Source organism: Streptomyces sp. CB02056 (genome assembly GCF_001905545.1).
Classification (GTDB): domain Bacteria; phylum Actinomycetota; class Actinomycetes; order Streptomycetales; family Streptomycetaceae; genus Kitasatospora.
Genome location: NZ_LIPD01000028.1, coordinates 40,910 through 61,982, shown reverse-complemented (window position 1 = coordinate 61,982; position 21,073 = coordinate 40,910). Strand labels below are relative to the sequence as shown.

The 21,073-nt window shown below is 73.4% G+C and carries 20 protein-coding genes, 2 pseudogenes and 1 riboswitch; of the genes and pseudogenes, 11 read left to right on the top strand and 11 right to left on the bottom strand.

The features are described 5' to 3' along the window. Window positions 1–37 precede the first annotated feature (37 nt). Both AMK13_RS40395 and AMK13_RS40390 read left to right on the top strand, forming a co-directional pair. Window positions 38–930: pseudogene (locus AMK13_RS40395) on the top strand (SDR family oxidoreductase). Between the two features lie 125 nt (window positions 931–1,055). Then, entirely contained in the window at window positions 1,056–1,907 is an 852-nt protein-coding gene (locus tag AMK13_RS40390) for an NAD(P)H-binding protein (protein WP_074006466.1), read from the top strand. Window positions 1,908–1,941: 34 nt separating this feature from the next. On the opposite strand, the gene AMK13_RS40385 is transcribed toward AMK13_RS40390, so the two are convergent. The 3 genes from AMK13_RS40385 to AMK13_RS40375 form a co-directional block, all read right to left on the bottom strand. Continuing rightward, a complete protein-coding gene (locus tag AMK13_RS40385) occupies window positions 1,942–2,547 on the bottom strand; it encodes an ester cyclase (protein ID WP_198959526.1) in 606 nt (201 codons plus the stop codon). Between the two features lie 157 nt (window positions 2,548–2,704). Continuing rightward, window positions 2,705–3,247, bottom strand: coding sequence for a GNAT family N-acetyltransferase (locus tag AMK13_RS40380; RefSeq protein ID WP_074006465.1), 543 nt, complete (start codon window positions 3,245–3,247; stop codon window positions 2,705–2,707). Window positions 3,248–3,331: 84 nt separating this feature from the next. Further along, window positions 3,332–3,934: a TetR/AcrR family transcriptional regulator gene (locus AMK13_RS40375; RefSeq protein WP_074006464.1), complete on the bottom strand. Its 603-nt coding sequence runs from the start codon at window positions 3,932–3,934 to the stop codon at window positions 3,332–3,334. 116 nt (window positions 3,935–4,050) lie between these two features. Here AMK13_RS40375 and AMK13_RS40370 point away from each other — a divergent pair, with 116 nt between their 5' ends. From AMK13_RS40370 to AMK13_RS40355, 5 genes are all read left to right on the top strand, one after another. Then, window positions 4,051–4,926: an NAD(P)H-binding protein gene (locus AMK13_RS40370; RefSeq protein WP_074006463.1), complete on the top strand. Its 876-nt coding sequence runs from the start codon at window positions 4,051–4,053 to the stop codon at window positions 4,924–4,926. A 105-nt stretch (window positions 4,927–5,031) separates the two neighbouring features. Continuing rightward, a complete protein-coding gene (locus tag AMK13_RS40365) occupies window positions 5,032–5,775 on the top strand; it encodes a GNAT family N-acetyltransferase (RefSeq protein ID WP_079272959.1) in 744 nt (247 codons plus the stop codon). A gap of 617 nt (window positions 5,776–6,392) precedes the next feature. Further along, complete coding sequence (locus tag AMK13_RS40360; RefSeq protein WP_241853242.1) at window positions 6,393–6,914, top strand: DUF6434 domain-containing protein; 522 nt, start codon at window positions 6,393–6,395, stop codon at window positions 6,912–6,914. Window positions 6,915–6,950: 36 nt separating this feature from the next. After that, on the top strand, window positions 6,951–7,091 hold the full coding sequence (locus tag AMK13_RS43925) for a hypothetical protein (RefSeq protein ID WP_158077807.1): 141 nt from the start codon (window positions 6,951–6,953) through the stop codon (window positions 7,089–7,091). 32 nt (window positions 7,092–7,123) lie between these two features. Next, a complete protein-coding gene (locus AMK13_RS40355; protein ID WP_074006461.1) occupies window positions 7,124–7,669 on the top strand; it encodes a hypothetical protein in 546 nt (181 codons plus the stop codon). Window positions 7,670–7,729: 60 nt separating this feature from the next. On the opposite strand, the gene AMK13_RS40350 is transcribed toward AMK13_RS40355, so the two are convergent. Together AMK13_RS40350 and AMK13_RS40345 are read right to left on the bottom strand one after the other, a co-directional pair. Further along, on the bottom strand, window positions 7,730–7,945 hold the full coding sequence (locus tag AMK13_RS40350) for a hypothetical protein (RefSeq protein ID WP_074006460.1): 216 nt from the start codon (window positions 7,943–7,945) through the stop codon (window positions 7,730–7,732). Between the two features lie 41 nt (window positions 7,946–7,986). Continuing rightward, window positions 7,987–8,385 (bottom strand): hypothetical protein, encoded by a 399-nt coding sequence (locus AMK13_RS40345; RefSeq protein WP_143204771.1) that lies wholly within the window; start codon window positions 8,383–8,385, stop codon window positions 7,987–7,989. Between the two features lie 259 nt (window positions 8,386–8,644). Between AMK13_RS40345 and AMK13_RS40340 the strand changes: the two are divergent. Beyond that, window positions 8,645–8,935: pseudogene (locus AMK13_RS40340) on the top strand (SMI1/KNR4 family protein); the annotation flags it as partial. Window positions 8,936–8,985: 50 nt separating this feature from the next. Here AMK13_RS40340 and AMK13_RS40335 read toward each other — a convergent pair. Then, window positions 8,986–9,993 (bottom strand): GlxA family transcriptional regulator, encoded by a 1,008-nt coding sequence (locus tag AMK13_RS40335; protein ID WP_074006458.1) that lies wholly within the window; start codon window positions 9,991–9,993, stop codon window positions 8,986–8,988. Window positions 9,994–10,072: 79 nt separating this feature from the next. On the opposite strand from AMK13_RS40335, the gene AMK13_RS40330 reads away from it, so the two are divergent. Together AMK13_RS40330 and AMK13_RS40325 are read left to right on the top strand one after the other, a co-directional pair. Continuing rightward, window positions 10,073–11,053, top strand: coding sequence for an NADP-dependent oxidoreductase (locus AMK13_RS40330; RefSeq protein ID WP_074006457.1), 981 nt, complete (start codon window positions 10,073–10,075; stop codon window positions 11,051–11,053). A 102-nt stretch (window positions 11,054–11,155) separates the two neighbouring features. Next, window positions 11,156–12,409, top strand: coding sequence for a threonine/serine exporter family protein (locus tag AMK13_RS40325; protein ID WP_074006456.1), 1,254 nt, complete (start codon window positions 11,156–11,158; stop codon window positions 12,407–12,409). Between the two features lie 197 nt (window positions 12,410–12,606). Here AMK13_RS40325 and AMK13_RS40320 read toward each other — a convergent pair whose 3' ends face one another. Beyond that, on the bottom strand, window positions 12,607–13,320 hold the full coding sequence (locus AMK13_RS40320; RefSeq protein WP_049657219.1) for an IclR family transcriptional regulator: 714 nt from the start codon (window positions 13,318–13,320) through the stop codon (window positions 12,607–12,609). A gap of 202 nt (window positions 13,321–13,522) precedes the next feature. Further along, window positions 13,523–13,664: riboswitch (SAM riboswitch) on the bottom strand. 85 nt (window positions 13,665–13,749) lie between these two features. Beyond that, on the bottom strand, window positions 13,750–14,883 hold the full coding sequence (locus AMK13_RS40315) for a hypothetical protein (protein WP_143204770.1): 1,134 nt from the start codon (window positions 14,881–14,883) through the stop codon (window positions 13,750–13,752). A gap of 330 nt (window positions 14,884–15,213) precedes the next feature. On the opposite strand from AMK13_RS40315, the gene AMK13_RS40310 reads away from it, so the two are divergent. After that, the gene (locus AMK13_RS40310; protein ID WP_241853241.1) at window positions 15,214–18,438 is read left to right on the top strand and encodes an AfsR/SARP family transcriptional regulator; all 3,225 of its coding nucleotides are present in this window, start codon (window positions 15,214–15,216) and stop codon (window positions 18,436–18,438) included. Window positions 18,439–18,485: 47 nt separating this feature from the next. Here the strand turns inward: AMK13_RS40310 and AMK13_RS40305 are convergent, their stop codons facing one another. From AMK13_RS40305 to AMK13_RS40295, 3 genes are all read right to left on the bottom strand, one after another. After that, window positions 18,486–18,713 (bottom strand): hypothetical protein, encoded by a 228-nt coding sequence (locus AMK13_RS40305; RefSeq protein ID WP_074006454.1) that lies wholly within the window; start codon window positions 18,711–18,713, stop codon window positions 18,486–18,488. A gap of 157 nt (window positions 18,714–18,870) precedes the next feature. Continuing rightward, complete coding sequence (ddaH, locus tag AMK13_RS40300) at window positions 18,871–19,683, bottom strand: dimethylargininase (protein ID WP_049650865.1); 813 nt, start codon at window positions 19,681–19,683, stop codon at window positions 18,871–18,873. Between the two features lie 92 nt (window positions 19,684–19,775). After that, entirely contained in the window at window positions 19,776–21,071 is a 1,296-nt protein-coding gene (locus AMK13_RS40295) for an MFS transporter (protein ID WP_049650866.1), read from the bottom strand. Between the last annotated feature and the right edge of the window lie 2 nt (window positions 21,072–21,073).

Below are 21,073 nucleotides of genomic sequence, written 5' to 3'. Positions count from 1 at the left end.
ATGGGACAAGAGTCCCATCACTTCCGGGAGGATTCCCATGCGCGTCTTCGTCACCGGCGGCACCGGTCTGATCGGCTCCGCCGTCGTCGCCGAACTCCTCGGCAACGGCCACACCGTCCTCGCGCTCGCCCGCTCCGACGCCTCCGCCCGGGCCGCCGAGGCGGCCGGCGCCGAGCCGCTGCGGGGAGGCCTCGCCGACCTGGACGTGCTGCGCTCCGGCGCCGCCCAGGCCGACGGGGTGATCCACCTGGCCTTCGGCAACGACTTCAGCAGCCCCGAGGCCCTCACCCGGAACGTCGCCGAGGAGACCGCCGCCCTCACCGCCCTCGGCGAGGAGCTCCTCGGCAGCGACCGCCCCCTGGTCACCGTCTCGGGTACGCCCCACGTGCCGGGCCGCGCCTCCACCGAGGCCGACCCGGTGCCGACCCGGTGCCGACCGACGGGCCGGTCGGCGGCCGCGGTCGCACGGTCACGGCGATCCTCGGCCTGGCCTCGCACGGAGTCTGGAGCACCTCCGTCCGTCTGCCGCGCACCGTCCACACCGAGGGCACGGGCGGGTTCGCCGGGCTGCTGACCGACATCGCGCGCCGCAGCGGCGTCTCCGGCTACCCCGGCGACGGCACCCAGCGCTGGCCCGCCGTCCACGCGCTCGACGCGGCCGCCCTCTTCCGGCTCGCCCTGGAGCGGGCGGAGCCCGGTACCGCCTGGCACGCCGTGGCCGACGAAGGAGACGAGGTGCGGGACATCGCGGCCGTCATCGGCCGACGGCTGGACCTGCCGGTCCAGTCGGTGCCAGAGGAGACCTACGGCCCGCTCGGCCCGATCTTCCGGGCCGACCAGCCCGCGTCCAGCGCCCGCACCCGGCAGGCGCTCGGCTGGGAGCCGCGGCACCCCGGCCTGCTGGCGGACCTGGAGAACATCCGGCCCTGACCGGCAACCGGCGATCCGCGATCCGCGATCGGGGGCGGACCCGCAGCGGCGCAGCCCGCAACAACCCGCTCCCGTACGGCACTTCACGTCCACAGCAAGGTCCACATCAAGCAGGAGGTTCCATCATGGTGGCAGTCGTCTTCGGCGCCCGCGGCAACGTCGGTCGTCATGTCGCCGACGGCCTGCTGGCCGCCGGCGAGCAGGTCAGAGCGGTCAGCAGGACCCCGGCCACGGGCTCGACCCCCGGGTACGAAGCGGTCGTCGCCGACCTGGACCGTCCCGAGACGCTGCCCGCGGCGCTCGACGGTGCCGACAAGGTGTTCCTGTACGGAATGCTCGACCCCCAGAAGCCCTACGACATCGAGAAGGTCACCGCGGCGGCCGCGGCGGCCGGGATCCGGCAGGTGGTCCTGCTCTCGTCGGTGGCGGTCGTCCTCGACCCCGCCGCCGAACACCCGGTCGCCCGCCTGAACCGCACGATCGAGCAGGCCGTCCAACGGTCCGGCCTGGACTGGACGTTCCTCCGGCCGGGGACGTTCGCGACCAACACCCGCACCTGGTGGGCCGAATCGATCCGCACCGGCAACGTCGTCCGCCTCCCCTATCCGCTCGCGCAGTCGGCGCCGGTGCACGAGAAGGACATCGCGGCGCTGGCGGTGACCGCCCTCACCGAACCGGGCCACTCGCACCAGGCCTACACCGTCCACGGCGCCGAGTCCCTGACCCTGCGACGCCAGGTCGAGCACATCGGCGAGGCCATCGGCCGTCCCATCCGGGTCGAGCACGTCTCCCACGAGCAGGCCCGCGCGGACGTCGCCAGGACCATGCACCCGGTCGTGGCCGAGGCGATCGTCGGCCAGTGGGCCGCCGCCGACGGCGTCGCGGCCGTGACCTCCGTCATCGCCGAGAAGATCACCGGCGCCCCGGCACACGCCTACGCCCAGTGGGCCGTCGACCACGCCGACGACTTCCGCTGAGCCCGTCGTACCGACCGGCCGACGTGTCGGGTCATCACCAGCACGGCGCGCACTGCCGAGGGTGGTCTTCGCGGGCGGCGTCCCGTCCGCGAAGGCCACCCTCGTGTGTGCGCGTCTGCGCGAGCCGCCGACAGATGGTGGACGCCGCCGCCGACTTCGTCACCAGAAACACCACCTGAACCGTTCCGAGGGTGCAGCGGGCTACTCCGGGGGCCCGCCGAGCGGCGGGATCACGTCCAGTTGCTGGAGGAAGCCGAGGACGTCCTTGTCCGACCACTTCTCGGCGAGCTTCCCGTTCTCGATGCGGTGGATCACCGTCGCCGTCATCGTGATCGGCCGGCCGGCCGGTCGCCGGGATGCCCGGGAGGTCCCCCACGCACATCCCACGGCCCGTCAGCCGGGTCACGACCTTGTCGCCCTCCGCGATCTGGTCCTCGATCTCGTGGACTCCGGGCGTGGCCTCCCAGAACAGGCGGAACGCCTGCTTCAAGCCCTCCCGGCCGGCGGCGAGCCCCGGGAACGGCGGCGGCGAGTGGTCCTGGTAGTCCTCGGCGACGAGGTCGTCCATGGCCTCCAGGTTGCCGGCGTCCACCTCCTGGTAGAACCGGCGGACCAGCCTCTTGTTCTCCTCGATCGACATGGGCACCTCTCCGTGCGTACGGTCGCGCCGCCGGAGCGGCGCACGACGCCCGCATCGTCGCCCGCCCGCTCCCCGCGCCACGCCCTCGGCACGCGCGGCCGCCGTGGACGTTCACCCGGAAAGCAGCCATGCGGAAAGCAGCCGTGCGGGCCCGCCGTCAAAGGGCAGTTGGGACGTACCGGTCCGCCGACAACGCGAAGACCCGGACTCGCCGGCCGCCGGTGGGATTGACGGTCTCGCGCTCCAGCCGCATCCCCAGCTTGGTCATGATCCGCTCGGAGGCGTCGTTGCCCGCCTGAGCGATGCTGACGATCCGCTCCAGCCCCCGCTCCTCGAAGCCGAATCGTACGGCGGCCGCGGCCGCTTCGGTGGCCAGGCCCCGCCCCCAGTGGGCTCGTCCCAGCCGCCAGCCGACCTCGACCGCCGGCAGCACCTCCGGCAGGTAGGAGGGCACCGAAAGGCCGGTGAACCCGGCCAGTTCGCCGGTGGAGCGGATCTCCACGGCGAACAGGCCGAAGCCCCGCGCCTCCCACTCCCCCTCCCACGCCCGGATCCCGTCGCGGGTCTGCTGCTCGTCACGGACGCTGCCGTCACGGATCCACCGCATGACCTCGGGGTCGGCGTTGACGGCGGCCATGGGCGCGACGTCCTCCTCGCGCCAGCGACGCAGGATCAAACGGGGAGTCTCAAGCCTGATCATCCGATCATTCTGGATCGCCGAGGGGCTCTCCGCCAGCGTCGCCGGGCACCGAGGGAACTTGTACGAAGGCCGCGTCCGGACCCGCTACCGCAGGTGGGCGAAGGCCTGGTCCGCGTCGGCGACGGCCTCGGGCCGCACGTCGCGGGCGCTCCGCCCGTCGGCGATCTTCTGCCAGTTGGCGCGGGCGAGCACCCGCTGGACCGCGATCACCTGGGCCGCCCTCAGCCGTGCCTGGACGTCCGGACCCGGGTCGAGGGCCTCGGCCAGCGCCTGCTCGTCCGCGAGCATGTACTGCAGGAGCCGTCCCGCCAGGCTCGGCGTGGTGAACACCAGGCGGTGGAACTCCACCACCGCGGGATGGTCGTTGAGGCCGGTGACGGGCTCGAACCGATCGAGGCCGTCCAGGAAGTGCCGGTGCAGTGCCGCCATCGGCGAGACGTCGGACGGGCGGTCGCGCACGACGCGCGCGGCCTCGCCCTGGTGGTCCGCGAACCCCTGCAGGACCAGGTCCTCCTTGGCGGGGAAGTACCGGAAGAGGGTCGGCTTGGAGACCTCGGCCACGGCGGCGATGTCGCTGACCGAGACCTGGTCGAATCCGTGCGCCAGGAACAGTGAGACCGCCGCTTCGGCGATGGCGTCACGGGTCCGCGCCTTCTTGCGGGCGCGCAGCCCCGTCGGCTCGATCACCTGAACAGCATAACATTAGTGACTAGGTTGCATTTTTAACCAAGTAACGATTTCCTGGAGGAGTGACCAAGCCGAACAGCACACGAAACAGCACACGAGACACCGCACGAACCCCCATGCCGCCGGTGCTCGTCACCGGGGCCACCGGCCGGATCGGGCGTGGAGTCGTCGACGAACTCCTCACCGCGGGCGTGCCGGTCCGCGCCCTCACCCGTCGCCCCGAAGCGGCGGCCACGCTGCCGCCCGGCGTCGACGTCGTCACCGGCGACCTCACCGTGCCCGCCTCCCTCGACGGGGCACTGCGGGGCGTCGGCGCCGTCTTCCTCCTCTGGACCGCACCGCCGCCGACCGCCGCGGCAGTCGTCGAGCGCCTGGCCGCCCACGCGCAGCGCGTCGTCCTCCTCTCCTCGCCGCACCAGACACCCCACCCCTTCTTCCGGCAGCCGAATCCCATGGCGGTGCTCCACGCCGAGATCGAGCGACTCGTCACGGCCACCGGCCTCGAATCGACGATCATCCGGCCGGGGATGTTCGCGTCGAACTCCCTGGCCTGGTGGGCACCCGCCATCCGCGCCGGCGAGGTGGTCCGCTGGCCGTACGGCGCCGCCGAGACCGCCCCCGTCGACGACCGTGACATCGCGGCCGTCGCGGCCCGGACCCTCTACCAGGACGGTCACGCCGGCGGCGACTACGTCCTCACCGGCCCCGAGTCCCTGAGCCAGGCGGCGCAGGTGGAGATCATCGGGAACGTCCTCGGACGCCCGACCAGGTTCGAGGAGCTGTCGCCGGACGAGTTCCGCGGCGCGATGGACGGAAAGGCACCGCGCCCGGCCGTCGACATGCTGCTCAACGCCTGGGGCGCGACGATGGGAAGGCCCGCGTACCTCACCTCCGCGGTGTCCGACATCCTCGGAGTACCGCCGAGGCCGTTCTCCCGGTGGGTCGCCGACCACGCCGAATCGTTCAGGCCGGGCCCGACCCCGTCGACCTGACCTTCGCCCGAGTCATCGCCCGAGCCGGCGGCCGGGTAGCGGGGGCCGCGTCGGCCGCCCTAGCGTGGCGGGTCAGGACAGCACCGGTCCGGCGGGAGGGACGACATGGCAGGGACGGATCCGCGGTTCGCCGCCTACGCCCCCGACCCGGCCGAACGGCACGCACCCGTGATCGCGGTGGTGGCGGAGGCCACCGAGGACGACGTACCCGTGCTGGCCGAGCTGCAGGCCCGGGCGCGCGGCGGCTCGGCGGACGAGTGGGCGGACCTCATCCACCGGGCACTCCGTGGCGAGCGCAGCCTGGCCGTCACCGCGAAGGTCTCCGGTGAAGCCGTCGGGTACGCGAGTGCGGCCTACCTGCCCGCGCACCCGGCGGACGGCGCCCCGGCCGGCCACTACCTGACCGGCGTCACGGTGGATGCCGCCTGGCGGCGCCGGGGCCTGGCGAGGCTGCTGACCCGACGCCGGATGGAATGGGCCTGGGAAAGGGACTCGGCGGTCTGGTGCTTCGTCTCCGCCAGGAACCGCGCCTCGCTCGACCTGCACCGGGAACTCGGCTTCGTGCAGGTGGAGTTCGGCACCTCCTTCCAAGGCGTCGGATTCGCGGGCGGCGAAGGCCGGCTCCTACGGGCGGACCGACCGCGGACGCCCTCGCCCGACCTCGCAGGAACGTCCCGTGAGAGCCTGCCCGAACGCCACGGCCCAGGCCCCGGGCCCATCAGCACCTGCGATGCCACCACGCCAACTCGGCGTCCGCCGTCGGCTCATGATGCGTCCGCCCGAGAAGCACCGCGTCCAGGCGATCCAGCTGAACCCGGAGTTCGCCCGCAGCCCTTGGCGGAAGCATGAACAGAGCCTCCTGCAACGTGTCCCGGGCCCAGCCCGACCCACAGCACAGACAGGTGAACTCGGCCTCCCACCGCCTCCACCGGCGCTCGGTGCCGTGGACACGCACGGACCACAAGCTCAGCGCCACAGACACCATGCCCGGAGCCAACCGCTCCCGCTCAAGCACACGGACTGCGGCGTTGGCCGCCCCCGAAAGACCCGGGACATCGCGATACCGCACCCAGGCCCTCCCCCAGCCGCGTACGCGCGGCCGAAGTGAAGCCGGTGTTCTACGCGGCATGGCCCCTTCGAATGCACGTCATGGATGACATCATCCCATGCCCCGAGATCGACCCGGTAGAACCCGGACCCGCCGGACATCAGGATTGAAAGATTTCCCGACGGCTTTCAAACGGTCAAAAACCAGGTGCGGATACCCCGGCACGCACTCCTATACTCGTGCGAACTCACGCACAGCACATCACCATTTGCAGATCCGAAGCGGCGAGGGCGGATTCGGGGTTTTCCACACCGCGCCACAGGTTCCTCCATGAACCACCGGACGTACGCCACCCTCCTATCATGGAGGCATGAGTTCGTATACGGGAACTGAGACTCGACCGGAACTGACTACAGCATTGAGCGGGAACGAACTGGCCCGCTGGTACTGGACGCTAGCCGAACTGACCACGCTCGCCCGGGAACTCGGCGTGCCGCGCGGCGGCGGAAAGGCAGCACTGACGGAGCGGCTACGAGCCGCACTCGACGGCGCCGCCCCACCCGCCGCCCCACCCCGCGCACGCAAGGCCGACCGCCAGCTCGCCGCACCGGTGAACGGATCCACCGTCATCCCCGAGGGCCAGCGGTGCAGCCAGGTCCTGCGCGAGTACTTCCGCCGCGAGCTCGGCCCGGCCTTCCACTTCGACGCCCCCATGCGCACCTTCATCGCCGAATCCGCCGGACGCACCCTGGCCGACGCCACCGCCCACTGGCACACCACCCGCCAGTCCGCCGCCCAACCCCAGGAGATCGGCCCACAGTTCGAACTCAACCGCTTCCTCCGCGCCTGGCACACCTCCCACCCGGCCGGCACCCACACCGAAGCCCTCACCGCCTGGCGCACCCACCGCGCCCACCCCCGCAGCCCGGCCACGGGGTGACCGGCCCCAAGAGGCCGGGGAGCAGGGCTCGACGAGGTGACCGCCATCGAGAGCATCATGGCTGCCGCCGCGCAGAAGCTGGAGGCCATGCGCGACCGGGCAGCACAACCGTCCGCGGTCCACCTCGGCATGCCCGACATCCGACGCGACACCGGACGAAGCAGCGCAAACGTCTAGAGATCCTTCCCATCGGATCCTAAGCTTCGCGGATGACCTATGAAGAGTTGTGCTGGGAACCGATAGCGGCGCTTCCAGAAGGCGAGCCCGAGACGTCCTTCGGTGGGCGTTGGGAGGACCGGCTCTGGTTGAACGTTCCTGGCCCCTTCTATACCGGGATCGCCGATAACTGTTGGACGGGCCGGCTACACGCACCACGTCATGTACTCTACGGCGGCGAGTACTTCGGTGAATATGTGTATCGCCAGCCGGCGACCACGGCCGAGGTCCTGAACCTGGTGACAGCAGCCCAGGAAGATCCGTACCGCGGCTATGCCTGCGACGGCAACAGCCGATGGACACCCGAGGCTGTTCGGGACTGGTGGCTCGACCGTGGGCGGGTCACCGAGTACCTGGAGTCCCTCCTGCCCACATGGTCATCCAGCGACAGGTCTGACGAGAGGGAAGCCGCGGAGGGGCTGAGGGACTTTGCCGCCTACATCACTGAAGGGCTCCGCGCGGACCTCCGGAAGTACCTCTTCCGGCTTCAAGAGGGCTGCTACCCAAAGAACTCCGGACCACTGCCTGAGCTCCGATAGGCAATGACGGCCTTGGGGAGACCGGCCAACGGTGCGAGGGCCAGTTGACGATCGCTGCGATCAGCGGCAGATCCAGTAGCTGTTTCGGGCCGGATGCCTGCGTCGCTGACCGGTCGGGCACGTCACAGCAATGGTGCCGTCCTCGTACGAGACTCGGTCGCCGACCGCGACGAATACCGACCCGTCCAGTTCGACCCGGAAGTCGGGGCGGAGCAGGAACTCGCTGACCAGCAGCATCCGCGGCACCGGGGTGACACCGTCGAAACTCACGCGCATGAGCCGAGCATCGCAGAGGGCACGGCGACATCTCCATGTGCCTACGGACGCTCAATAGCATCCCCTGGAAGGACGAACGGGTCCTCCGGTCCGAAACAGCCGTAGTCCTGCAACGGCATCGGATCGTCGAGCACGACCTGCCTGCGTTCGCCCGCAGGCGAAAGACCATCCGAACGATCAAAAGTCCGTTGGCCGGGAAGGCCGGCGAACGTGTTCGGCGCATCGGCTGCAAGGTGGCCGAACCGCTCCAGCAGGACGAACACAGCTTCATGGACATCGTTGACGATCTCGGACGCGGTCTCCTCGGTGACATCGGGAGACAGTTCGCGATACGCCTGGCGGGCCGAGGCGAGGAAGCGCTCGGGATCAACGATCACCACGTCCTGGCGCGTCCGAACGCTGATCGTCATACCCGCTGTCGGGACCGTCGGTTCATCCACCCCATCAACGTACTCGTTGCCACACCAGCAGTGACAGCCCCCGTCGCCCACCACGCACCTCGGCTCGTTCGCGTGCCATCAGAAACAGGTACTCACGTTGTCGCTCAACGACTTCGTCGGGCGAGACCGATGAGGGACCCTGTTGACCGGCAGAGCCAGTACAAGAGCCGATTCAGCGCCACGTAGTAGTGGAAACCGACCCATCCGTTCTCTTTGTCGACGACCTGGGGTGCGCCGTCCCGGCATCCCCACCACCATGGGCGGCAGGGGATTCAGCCGGGCCTACCGTCCCACCCGCCGTGGTGACCTGTTCCTACACGTCATCGAACGCGGCTGCAGCGATCTCGCCCTCGTCGGCATGACCGGCCCTCTCGCCGGGCGCGTGGTCGTCGGCAACGCAGACGGCTTCTGGGGTCCGAACGTCTCCTCGGCCCCGGACTTTCTCGCCTGGTATGAGCGGTGGCTCGATCACATGGCTGCCGGACAGGACAACCGGGCTCCGGGGCTCACCTCGCCCCGGCACCTCGCTCGTCGATTCGGCGGCGGCTGACGATTCGACGTAGGAAGTCGGGCCTGCCGACTTCCTACGTCGGGCGGTGGTCAGGGTGGGGTTGGGGGGCCGGGGTGGCCGCGGAAGGTGGTGCGGTAGGTCTGGGGGGAGACGCCGATCGCGGCGTGGAGGTGCTGGCGGAGGGAGGCGCCGGTGGCGAAGCCGATCTCGGTGGCGATGCGGTCGACGGGGAGATCGCTGGTCTCCAGCAGGTGGCGGGCGCGGTGGAGGCGTTGCTGGATCAGCCAGCGGCCCGGGCTGGTGCCGGTCTCGTCCTGGAAGCGGCGGGCGAAGGTGCGCGGGCTCATCCGGGCGTGGGCGGCCAGCTCGCGGAGGGCGAGCGGGCGGTCGAGGTGTTGGAGGGCCCAGGCCTGGGTGGCGGCGGTGCCGTTGGCGCCTTCCGGGGGCACCGGCTGCTCGATGTACTGGGCCTGGCCGCCCTCGCGCCAGGGCGGGACCACGCACTGGCGGGCGACCTGGTTGGCGACGGCGCTGCCGTGGTCGGAGCGCACCAGGTGCAGGCAGACGTCGAGGCCGGAGGCGGCGCCCGCCGAGGTGAGGATGTCGCCGTCGTCGACGAAGAGCACGTCGGCGTCCAGGGCGACCCGGGGGTACATCCGGCGGAAGGCCGGTGCCAGGGCCCAGTGGGTGGTGGCGGGGCGGCCGTCGAGGAGGCCGGCGGCGGCCAGCGCGAAGGCGCCGGTGCAGATGGAGACGATGCGGGTGCCGGGGCGGATCCGGGCGAGGGCCGCGCGCTCGGGCTCCGGCAGGTCGGCGGTGGCGCGGTGCAGGGCGTACGGCGGGATGACGACGGTGTCGGCGCTCTCCAGGGCCTCGGGCCCGTGCCCGACGGTGATGGTGAAGTCGGCGCTGGTCGCGACCGTCCGGTCCTCCGTCGCCGCGCACGTCACCACCTCGTACGCGCCCGGCACCCCGGGGAAGACCCGGTTGGGGATGCCCAGCTCGAAGGGGTAGACGCCGTCGAGGGCGAGGACGACGACGCGGTGCGGCGGCCGGGCGCCGGGGCCGCCAGAACCGAGGGGACCACGGGGTTCCATCGCAGGCATGGCACGATTCTATCGGTCTTTGGCAATCTTGCCATTTCGCTGGTCAGGGGCGCGGCCGCAGGCTGGATCCATGACCACGAACTCCACGAGCACGAACTCCACGAGCACGAACACGATGCGGGCCATCACCCAGACCGCCCTCGGCACCCCGGACGTCCTCCACGAGGCCGAGGTCGAGCGGCCCGTGCCCGGCGTCGGCCAGGTCCTCGTCGCCGTCCACGCCGCCGGGGTCAACCCCACCGACTGGAAGCACCGCGACCGCGGCTACTTCCTCGGGCAGCCGCCGTTCACGCTCGGCTGGGACGTCTCCGGCACCGTCGAGGCGGTCGGCGTCGGCGTCTCGCTCTTCGCCCCGGGCGACGAGGTGTTCGGCATGCTGCCCTACCCGTACGGCGCCGGCGCGCACGCCGAGTACGTCGCCGGCCCCGCCCGGGCCTTCGTGCCCAAGCCCGCCGTACTGAGCCATGTCGAGGCCGGGGCGCTCCCGCTGGTGGCGCTCACCGCCTGGCAGGCGCTCGTCGACACGGCGGGGCTGCGGCCGGGGCAGCGGGTCCTGGTGCACGCGGCGGCCGGAGGCGTCGGGCACGTCGCCGTGCAGATCGCCAAGGCGCGCGGCGCGTACGTCATCGGTACGGCGTCCGCCGCCAAGCACGACTTCGTCCGGGGCCTGGGCGCGGACGAGGTCATCGACTACCGGACGGCCGACTTCGTGGCGGAGGCCCGCGACATCGACGTGGTCCTCGACCCGCTCGGCGGCGACGACCGGCTGCGCTCCCTGGAGACCCTCCGGCCCGGCGGCGTCCTGGTGTCGATCCTGCCCCAGGGGATCGACGAGGTGGCCGAGCGCGCCGCCGAGCTGGGCGTGACGGCGAAGGCCCTGCTGGTCGAGCACGACCGGGCGGGCATGGCCGCGATCGCCGCCCTCGTCGAAGCCGGGCAGCTGCGCCCGCACGTCTCCGCCACCTACCCGCTCGCGGAGGCCGCGAAGGCCCACGCCGAGGGCGAGACCGGCCGGGTCACGGGCAAGCTGGTCCTCACCGTCCGCCCGTAGCGGCGTAGCGGCTACCTGGACCCCGGGAGCAGCAGGTGCTCGGGAAGCGAACAGACCGGGGCAGATTCAGACCGAATCGGGCAGGGTGGGACGATACCTGCCATGCCTAGCAAGTCTCCATCGGTCCGGGACGCCGACGCCCCGCCCGACCCGCTCTGCCGTCTCCTGCTCGACCTGGGCGAAGCCCTGCTGGGCGGCGGCCTGCCCGTCCATGAGGTCGAGGACGAACTCCGCGGACTGGGGCGGGCGTTGGGCGCCCCTGAGGTCCAGGTCGCCGCGCTGACCAACGGCCTGTTCGTGGCCCTGGACCCGGACGGCGCCACCAGGTTCCAGCCGCTCGGCGGCACCCTGCGGTTCGAGCAGACGGCCGACGTCCTCGACCTGGTGCACCGGCTGCGGGCGGGCGAACTCGACGGGCCGCGGGCGCGCGCCGAGCTGGACCGGATCCGGCGGGCGCCCGCCCGCTGGCCCGCGTGGGTGGCGGACTTCGGGGCGCTGCCGGTCGGGGTCGGGGTCTGCATCTTCCTGCAGCCGGTGGCGGCGAACGTGCTGGCCGCCGGGCTCGGCTCGCTGATCGTGGTGGGCCTGACCGTGCTCGCCCGGCGGCGGCCGCACCTACGGCCGCTGCTGCCCGTCACGGCCGGCTTCCTGGTCGCGCTGCTGGTCCTGGCGCTCGCGCGGGCCTCGCTGCTGGACGGGCCGCTGCGGACGATCGTGGCCACCCTGGCGATCCTGCTGCCGGGCGGACTGCTGGTCACCGGGCTGTCCGAGATCGCCGCCGGAGCGGCCAACGCGGGCACCGCCCGGCTGGTCTCCGGCGCCGTGCAGCTGACGCTGTTCCTCGCCGGGGTGGCCGCGGCCGCGACCGCGATCGGCATGCCGTCCACCGCGCTGGCCAACGTGCAGGTGGCCAAGCCGAGCTGGTGGGTGATCGCGCTTGGGCTGGCGATCGCGGTGGCCGGGGTGGTGGTCAACGTCCACACCCCGCCCTCGGCCATCCCGTGGATCGTCGCGGTGATCGCGGTGAGCGTCACCGCCCAGGTGGCGGTGGGGTCGGTGCACGGCGCGGCGATCGGCGGCCTGGCCGGTGCCGTGGCCGCCGCGGTCGCGGCCACCCTGGTGCACTGGCTGCCGGGCGGTCCGCTCTGGCAGGTGCTCTACCTCCCGGCGTTCTGGATCGTCGTGCCGGGCTCCTTCGGTCTGCTGAACACCGCGCAGATCGAGGTCGGCAACGGGGCGCAGTCGCTGCTGGCGGCCGTCTCGGCGGTCTTCGGGGTGTCGATCGGCACACTGATCGGCGCGGTGATCAGCCGGATCCCCCGTCCCAGCCTCACCGGCCTGCCGCACCGGGCCTGAGCCGGTCGGAACCAGGCCCGAGCCGGGCCCGAGCCAAGCCGGACCCGGGACCGGTACGGGCCGGAACCGGGCCCCGGGGCGCGCGGAGGTGCGCCCCGGAGCCCGGAGTCTCAGATTCCGAGGTTCGGAACCCGAGGTTCGGAACCCGTAACCAGGGAACCCCGGAACCCCCAAATCCGAGAGCCTCGGAGCCCCCGTCAGGGCTGGCGCAGGGCCTCGGTGAGCCGGTGGGCCGCCTCGACGACGGCCTGGGAGAGCTGGGCTCCGGGGTGCCGGCTGAGCCGTTCGATCGGCCCGGAGACCGTGACGGCGGCCACCACCCGGTTGGACTGGCCGCGGACGGGCGCGGCCACGGAGGCGACCCCGACCTCGCGCTCGCCGACCGACTGGGCCCAGCCGCGGCGCCGCACGCCGCTCAGCGCGGTGGCGGTGAAGCGGGCCCCCTGCAGGCCGCGGTGGAGGCGCTCGGGCTCCTCCCAGGCGAGCAGGATCTGGGCGGCGGAGCCGACCTTCATGGGGAGGGTGACCCCCACCGGAACGGTGTCGCGCAGCCCGGTGAGCCGCTCGGCGGCGGCCACGCAGATCCGGACCTCGCCCTGCCGCCGGTAGAGCTGGGCGCTCTCGCCGGTGGCGTCCCGCAGCTGGGCGAGGACCGAGCCGGCCGCGGCCAGCAGCCGGTCCTCGCCGGCGGCCGCCGAGAGCTCGCCGAGGCGGGGGCCGAGCATGAACCGGCCCTGGACGTCCCGGCTGACCAGGCGGTGGTGTTCGAGTGCGACGGCCAGCCGGTGGGCGGTGGGCCGCGCCATGCCGGTGGCGGCGACGAGGCCGCCCAGGGTGGCGGGCCCGGCCTCGAGGGTGCCGAGGATCGAGGTGACCTTGTCGAGCACGCCGACGCCGCTCGTGTTCTCCATGGGATGGGTACTCCAGTCTCAAGGCCCGGGAGCAGCGGGTCCGCGCTGCTCACGGCGGCTCCTGGCGGGGAGCCGGGGGGTGTGGTCAGCGAGGACAGGCCGGAGAAGTCGGCCGATTGCCTGCGCCGGGCACGAGACGGGTACGCGAAAGGACCGGGGCGGGAAGCGCCCGGGCGAAGGACAGCACAGAGAGCACCGTGTCTCCTCATCTTTCCCGCGCCACAGTGGCGACAGGCCGGAGTTGGCACTGCCCCCGCCAACACGGCGCGTACTTCGGACGCCGGGTCGAACGGGGAGTTGCCGGGGCTTCGTAGGGCCGGTCCCTCCACCCCTCTGGATGATTCGCCAGGAACGATACAAGACATCCGGGGCGGGTCGGCAAGTCCCCCCGCCCTCGACCCGCCCTCGACCACGCCCCGCGGGGCCGGTTCAGCGGTGGCGCGGCCCCGACAGGCCGGTGCACGGGGCCCCGTCCGGGCTGCCGGGGAGGGTCGCGTCCCAGGCGTGGAGGGCGGCGAGGGCGGCGGTGCGCTCGCGGTCCGTGGGCCGGGTGCCCTCGGGGCCGAGCAGGTAGTCGGCGACCGGGGTGAGCAGCAGGGTGGCGTCGCCGGCCGGGAGCAGCAGCGCCTCGTCCCACTGGTGCCGGATGACGGTGCGGCGCAGCAGCGTGCCGTGGCGCGGTGAGGTGCCGTGGCACGGCGGGGTGCCGGCAGAGGTCCGGCGGCGGAGTTCGGGGGCGACCTCGGCCTCCAGGACGGTGCGCACGTCCCGTAGGGCGCCGAGCGGCACGTGCTCGGCGGCGAGGTCGAGGAGGGCGGCGGCCTCCGGGGCGAGCCGGTAGGCGGCGACCACCGCGGCGGTCTCGACGGGCTCGAAGGGCTGCCCGGCGAGCCGGGCCACGTCGATCACGTCGCCCGCGAGGAAGGTGCGCCCGAGCCCCTCCTCGGCGAGGGCGATCAGGCATTCGACGTGGTCGTCGGCGGCCAGGTAGGGGCGGACCGGGACGGTGGCGAGGTCGCCGGGGAGCGCGGCGGTCGCGACCCGCACCTGGTACCACGGGTCGAGCAGCGGGTCCCCGGCCGGCCAGCGCAGGGTGACGGCGGTGTGCCGGGGGCGCTCGCCGAGCAGGGTGACCTCCACGGACTCCACCGGGTGGTCGGTGACCAGCCGGTTGACGGCCTGCCAGAGCGAGGCCTCGGTGGGGCTGACGAGGCTGAGCTCGGCCAGCGGCCGGGGCAGGTCGGGCGGGTAGTAGCCGGCCAGCGGCAGGTCGCGGATCGGGCGGACCCCGGTGGCGTCGGCGAGGTCGCGGGCGATCCGGGCGTAACACTCGACCCGGTCGCGGGCGCGCCGCAGCTCGTCCCGGGCGTGCGCGCCCATCCGGACGTCCTCCCGGGCGAGCGCGGCGAGCACCAGGTACGGGAGGTGGCGCTCGCCCCGGGCGCGGTGGAGCAGTTCGACGGGCCCGCAGGCCGGGTCGACGTCGAGCAGGCGGTGGAGCAGGTCGGTGTCCAGTCCGCCCTGCCGGTCCGTGGCCCGGTCGGTGCTCAGGTCCGTGCTCAACGCCGTACTCGGTTCCGCGTTCGGATCCGCTTTCCGGCCGGTGCTCAGGTCGCTGTTCCGGTCCGTGTTCATGGGCGTCCGCCTCCGAGAGCCGTGGGGGTCGCCGGTCGGCGGCCGGGCGACCGGGGACGTGGCGGGTCCGGCGGTGAGGGGCCGGGCCGACTGCGGGCGCCACATCACCGATTGTGGCGACGGCCGATCAACACGGGATCACCACCGGGTCGACGATCTCTCGACATCCCGCCAGGTCCCGTGGGTTGATAGGGACTCACCAATTCGGGGGTGGCACGTGCGGGCGGGGGCGAGCACATGAAGCGGGCAGGTGCAGGCATGGATGATTTCCGGTTCTCGGTGCTGGGCTTGATGCGGGCGCAGCGCGGCGCGACCGTACTGAAGGTGGGCAGCCCCCAGCAGCAGGCGATGCTGGCGGTGCTGCTGCTCCGACCCGGCCACGGCGCGAGCGCCACCGACCTGATCGACGCCCTGTGGGGCGAGGAGCCGCCGGGCACCGCGATGACGACGGTGCGCACCTACGCCTGGCGGTGGCGCAAGGTCCTGCACGGCGAGGCGCCGGACGCGCCGACCGTGCTGACCTCGGTCGGGGACGGCTACCGGCTGGTGCTGCCCAAGCACGCGGTGGACGCGGCGCAGGCGGAGGAGCTGGCGGCGCAGGCCGAGCGCACGGCGGCCGCCGGGGAGCCGCAGCAGGCGCGCGACCTGCTGAACCAGGCCCTGGAGCTGTGGCAGGGCGAGCCGCTGGCCGGCATCCCCGGCCCGTTCGCGCAGCGGCAGCGCCAGCGGCTCCAGGAGCTGCGGCTGACCCTGCTGGAGGAGCGGATCGCCCTGGACCTGGCGCTGGGGCGCTACTCCCGGTGCATCCCGGAGCTGACCTCGCTGACCACCGAGCACCCGCTGCACGAGCGGGCGTACGGGCTGCTGATGCGGGCGCTGTACCAGGCCGGGCGGCAGGCGGACGCGCTGGCCGTGTTCCGGGGCGCGCGTCAGCTGTTCCTGGCCGAACTGGGGGTGGCGCCCGGGGCGGAGCTGGACCTGCTGCACCAGCGGATCCTGGAGGGGGACCCGTCGCTCGCCGCCCCGGCGCCCTCCGTCGCGCTCGTCCCCGTCGCGCTCGTCCCGGGCCCGGTCGCCGCCGGTCCGGCGGAGCCGGCCGCGCCCGGGGCCGAGGCGCCGGACCCGCCCGCCGGACCGGCGGCGCCGAACGCTCCCGCCGCCGCACCGGCCGGGAACACCGCCCCGGCCGGGAGCAGCACACCGACCCCCAGACCGGCCCAACTGCCGCCCGACGCGGCCGACTTCACCGGCCGATCGGTCCTGGTCGAACGGCTGGGCAAGGCTCTCGGCGGGGCGCACGGAGGGGCGCCCGACAGAAACCCCGGCGCACCGGGCCAGCAGGCGCTGGTGATCGCGACCGTGGTCGGCATGGGCGGGGTCGGCAAGACCGCGCTGGCCCTGCACGTCGCCCACCGGGTGCGCGAGGCCTACCCGGACGGGCAGCTCTACGTCGACCTGCGCGGCGCCGACGCCACCCCGGCCGATCCGGAGGCGGTGCTCAGCGGCTTCCTGGTGGCGCTCGGCGTGCCGGCCGACGCGGTGCCGGAGGGGCTGGACGCCCGCTCGGCGCTGTTCCGCTCGGCGGTGGACGGCCGGCGGCTGCTGCTGGTGCTCGACAACGTCCACGACACCGCGCAGATCAGACCGCTGCTACCGGGTGCGGTCGGCTGCGCCGTGCTCACCACCAGCCGGACCCGACTGTCCGGCCTGCCCGCGACCGTCCAGGCCGACCTCGGCGTCTTCGAACCCGAGGAGGCGCTCGAACTGCTGGGCCGCACCATCGGCGCCGAGCGGCTGGCCGCCGAGGCGCAGGCCGCCCGGGAGCTGCTGCTCGTCTGCGGCCACCTCCCGCTCGCGGTCCGGATCGTGGCGGCCCGGCTGGCGGCCCGGCCGAGCTGGACGGTGCAGACGCTGGGCCGCCGGCTGGCGGTCGAGCGGCGGCGGATCGACGAGCTGCGGATCGGCGACCTGGAGGTGGCGGCGGCCTTCGAACTGAGCTACCGCCAGTTGACGCCCGCCCAGGCCCGGGCGTTCCGGCTGGCCGCCTCGGTGGACGGGCCGGACCTCGGGCTGCAGGCCGCGGCCGCCCTGCTGGACCTGGACGAGTACGACGCCGAGGACCTACTGGAGGCCCTGGTGGACGTGGCGATGATGGAGTCGCCCTTCCCCGGCCGCTACCGCTTCCACGACCTGCTGCGCGCGTTCGCCCGGCGCCGTCCGGACGATCCCGGCGCGGCCGTGGCGGCCCGCGACCGGATGCTGGACCACCTGCTGGCCACCGCCTGCTCGGCCTTCCAGCACGCCGTCCCCGGGGATCCGGCGGCCGGCGCGCTCGGGCCGGCCCGTAGCGCGGGTGTCCCGCTGGACGGCCCGGACGGGGCGCGGGCCTGGGCCGAGGCGGAGGGTTCCGGGGCGATCGCGCTGGCCGCGCAGGTAGCGGGCTGGAGCGTCGCGGACGACACCGACGGCCCGACCGGCGGGCCTTCCGACAGCCCGGCACCGGACCCCGCCGACGGACCGACCACGGACCCGCTGCGCGCCGCGATCGACCTGCTGATCGCGCTCACGCCGTTCGTCCTCGCCCCGCCCAGCCGCCAGCTGGCCACCACCGCGGAGGCCCTGGCCGCCGCCGCGGTCCACCGCGCCGACCACCGGGCAGCTGGTCGGGCGCACTTCCTGCGCGGCAACGTCGCCCTGGCCGCCACCCGGCTGGAGGAGGCGGAGGCGGCCTCCCGGCTGGCGGTGGCCGCCTCCCGCGCGGCGGGCGACACGGTGATCCTGCGCCAGGCGCTGAACGACCTCGGCCTGGTCTGCCAGTTCCTCAGCCGCTACGACGAGGCCGTCGGGCACTACGACGAGGCGCTGCTGCTGGCCCGCGAACTCGGCCACCGCTCCGGGGCGCTGGTGACGACGGTGAACGCGGCGCTGGCCCGGGTGCGCAGCGGGCGGGCCGCCGAGGCGGTGCCGATCTGCCACGAGGCGCTGGCCGAGCTGCGGACCCGGAACGACGATCCGGGCCGGGCGTACACGCTGTACGTGCTGGGGCTGGCGCTGCACGGGCTGGGGCGGCACGAGGAGGCGGTCACCTGGTTCGGCGAGTGCCTGGCGGTGGCCTCGGCGTCCGGTCTGCGGGCCCGGGCCGGGCATGCCCGCTACCGGATGGCGGACAGTCTGCGCTCGCTCGGCCGGACGGAGGAGGCGCTGGAGCACGCCGGGCAGGCGCTGGAGCTGTGCGAGGAGCTGGGTGCCGAGCGGGACCAGGGCCACGCGCTGCTGGTGCTGGGCCGGACGCTGGCCGACCTCGGGCGGGAGGCCGAGGCGTACGGGCGGCTGCGGGAGGCGCACCGGATCTTCGTCCGGCTGGGGCTGCCGGAGGCGGCGGAGGTGGCGGGGCTGCTGCCCCGGGCCGAGGGTCCGGATCCGTCGACCCCGTCGGGCCGGGCGGTCCGGCGGGCCGCCGACCGGCTCTCCTCGGGCTGCTGAGGAATCGATCCTGCTGGCGGTTCCGGTGCGTTCAGGAACCGGTGTGCTCAGGAACCGGTGCTGTTCCAGTCGCCGTTGCCGCCGGTCGGGGTGGGGGTCGGGGTGGGCGTCGGCGTCGCGCCGCCGCCGCCGCTCACCACCGTCGCCACCCCGGCGTCGGCCGCCGCCCCGGCGACCGTCACCGAGAGGCCGGCGCCCAGGGCGACGGTCACCCCGAGGCCGACCGTGAACAGCCGGAGGCGGGTGCGGATGGTGGTGGCCGGACGCTGCGTCATCTCTGGTACTCCTCGGCTCGCTTCCCTGCTGGGAAGGGGTTCCGTCGTGGTGTGGCACCAGTCTGGCCGGGAGCGTTCAACGGTCGATCTACAGTCGAGCACCGGTGATCACCAATGATCACCGGTGCTCGGTGGGCCGCCCGCTCAGGCCGCCCGCTCAGGCCGTCGCGCGGATCTCCAGGGTGCAGCACTTCACGCTGCCGCCGCCCTTGAGCAGCTCGCTGAGGTCCATCCCGATCGGCCGGAAGCCGCGCTCGCGCAGTCGCGAGGCCAGTCCCACGGCCGCCTCCGGCAGCACCACGTGCAGGCCGTCGCTGATCGCGTTGAGGCCGAACACCTCCGCGTCGGCCCGGTCCGCCAGCAGCGCGTCCGGGAACAGCCGCCGCAGCACGGCACGGCTGCCGGCCGAGAAGGCCTCCGGGTTGTACATGATCTCGTCGCCGTCCAGCACGGCGAGCGCGGTGTCCAGGTGGTAGAAGCGCGGGTCGACCAGCTCCAGGCCGACCACCGGGCGGCCGAAGAACTCCTGCGCCTCCGCGTGCCCGTCGGCCACGCTGCGGAAGCCCCGCCCGGCCAGCACGTAGCTCGCGGTCGTCAGCAGGTCCCCCTCGCCCTCGTTGACGTACTCCGGGTCGCGGGTCTCGAAGCCCCGGGCGCGGAACCACTCCAGGTAGGCCGGGCCCTCGGCGGCCCGCTCGGTGTTGCGGAAGCGCGCCCCGAGCACCCTGCCGTCCACCACGGTGGCGCCGTTGGCCGCGTAGACCATGTCGGGCAGGCCGGGCAGCGGGTCGATCAGGTCGACGCGGTGGCCGAGCTCGCCGTACAGGGCGTGCAGCCGCTCCCACTGGGCGACGGCCAGGTCGGTGTCCACCGGCTTCGCCGGGTCCATCCAGGGGTTGATCGCGTAGGTGACGTCGAAGTGGGTCGGACGGCACATCAGGTAGTGGCGCGGGCGGGCGGTGCGGGCCATCGGAAGCTCCTCGGAAGTCGGGTACGGGTGGCAGGGGCGTCACGGGCGGTACGGGCAGTACGGGCGGTGCGAGCGGTGCAGGCGGGGGCCGGTCAGGCCGTGGGGGCCGGCGGCCGGGTCGGGAAGTCGCGCAGGCCTCGCAGCGGGCTGGCCAGCAGCACCGCGCCCGCCGACAGCAGCACGCCCGCCATCAGCCAGATCGTGCTGCGGGCGCCGATCGCCTCGCCGAGGTAGCCGCCGAGCAGGGCGCCCACCGGGATCGCGCTGTAGTTGAGGGTCGCGGAGCTGGCCCGGATCCGGCCGATCATCGCGGGCGGGCAGTAGCCCTGGGAGAAGCTGCCGGCGAGGACGTTGCCCGCCACCACCCCGCAGACCGCGACCGCCCAGGCGAGCGCGCTGACCACCAGCGGCAGCCGGTCGCCCGCCAGCGGCAGCAGCAGGATGAAGGGCGCGACCACCAGTTCGCAGACCAGCAGCCCACGGGCGCTGCCCAGCTTGCGGGCGACCCGTCCGGCCAGCATCGCGCCGGCCAGTCCGCCGACGCTCACCAGCGCGAACACCCCGCCCACCGCGCCCGGTTCGAGCCCCACACTGCGCACCAGGAAGACCGTCTGCACCGCCTGGATGCCGTTCAGCCCCAGGTTGCCGACCGCCGCGAAGCAGGCGAACGTGCGCAGGTACGGGTCGCGCAGCAGGAACCGGACGCCCTCGCCGATCTCGCGCGGGATGCCGCGCCGCTCGGACACCGGCGGGGGGCGCTCCTCCGTCCTGATCCGCCGCAGGAACACCGCCGACACCAGGTAGGTGAGCGAGTCCGCGAACATCCCGCTGGCGGCGCCGAACGCCTGGGAGAGCAGACCGGCCGCGCCCGGGCCGGCGATCTCGGCCGCCGAGGCGCCGGAGCGCAGCTTGACGTTGGCCTCCAGCAGGTCGGCCTTGCCGACCAGGGTGGGCAGCACCGCGCCGTAGGCGGTGGAGAAGAACACCTTCACCGCCCCCGTCAGCAGGGCCACCACCACCAGGTGGGCCAGCGAGAGCACCCCCAGCCAACTGGCCACCGGCACACTGCCGAAGAGGAGGAGCAGCAGCAGGTCGCAGACCAGCATCACCCGCAGCCGGGGCCAGCGGTCCACCCAGGCGCCGGCCAGCAGGCCGAGGAACAGCCAGGGCAGCCAGGCGGCCGCGTTGATCACGCCCACCGCGAGGGGGCTGGCGCCCAGGGTGACCACGGCCACCAGGGACAGCGCCACGCTCCCGACGGCCGTACCGAAGTTGCTGGTGGTCTCACCGATCCAGAGCCGGCGGAAGTCCCCGTGGGCCCACAGGCCCCACCTGCTGCGCGGCCGGTCCGGCGGTGCCGGTGACTCGATCGGGACGGTGGTGGTCATCG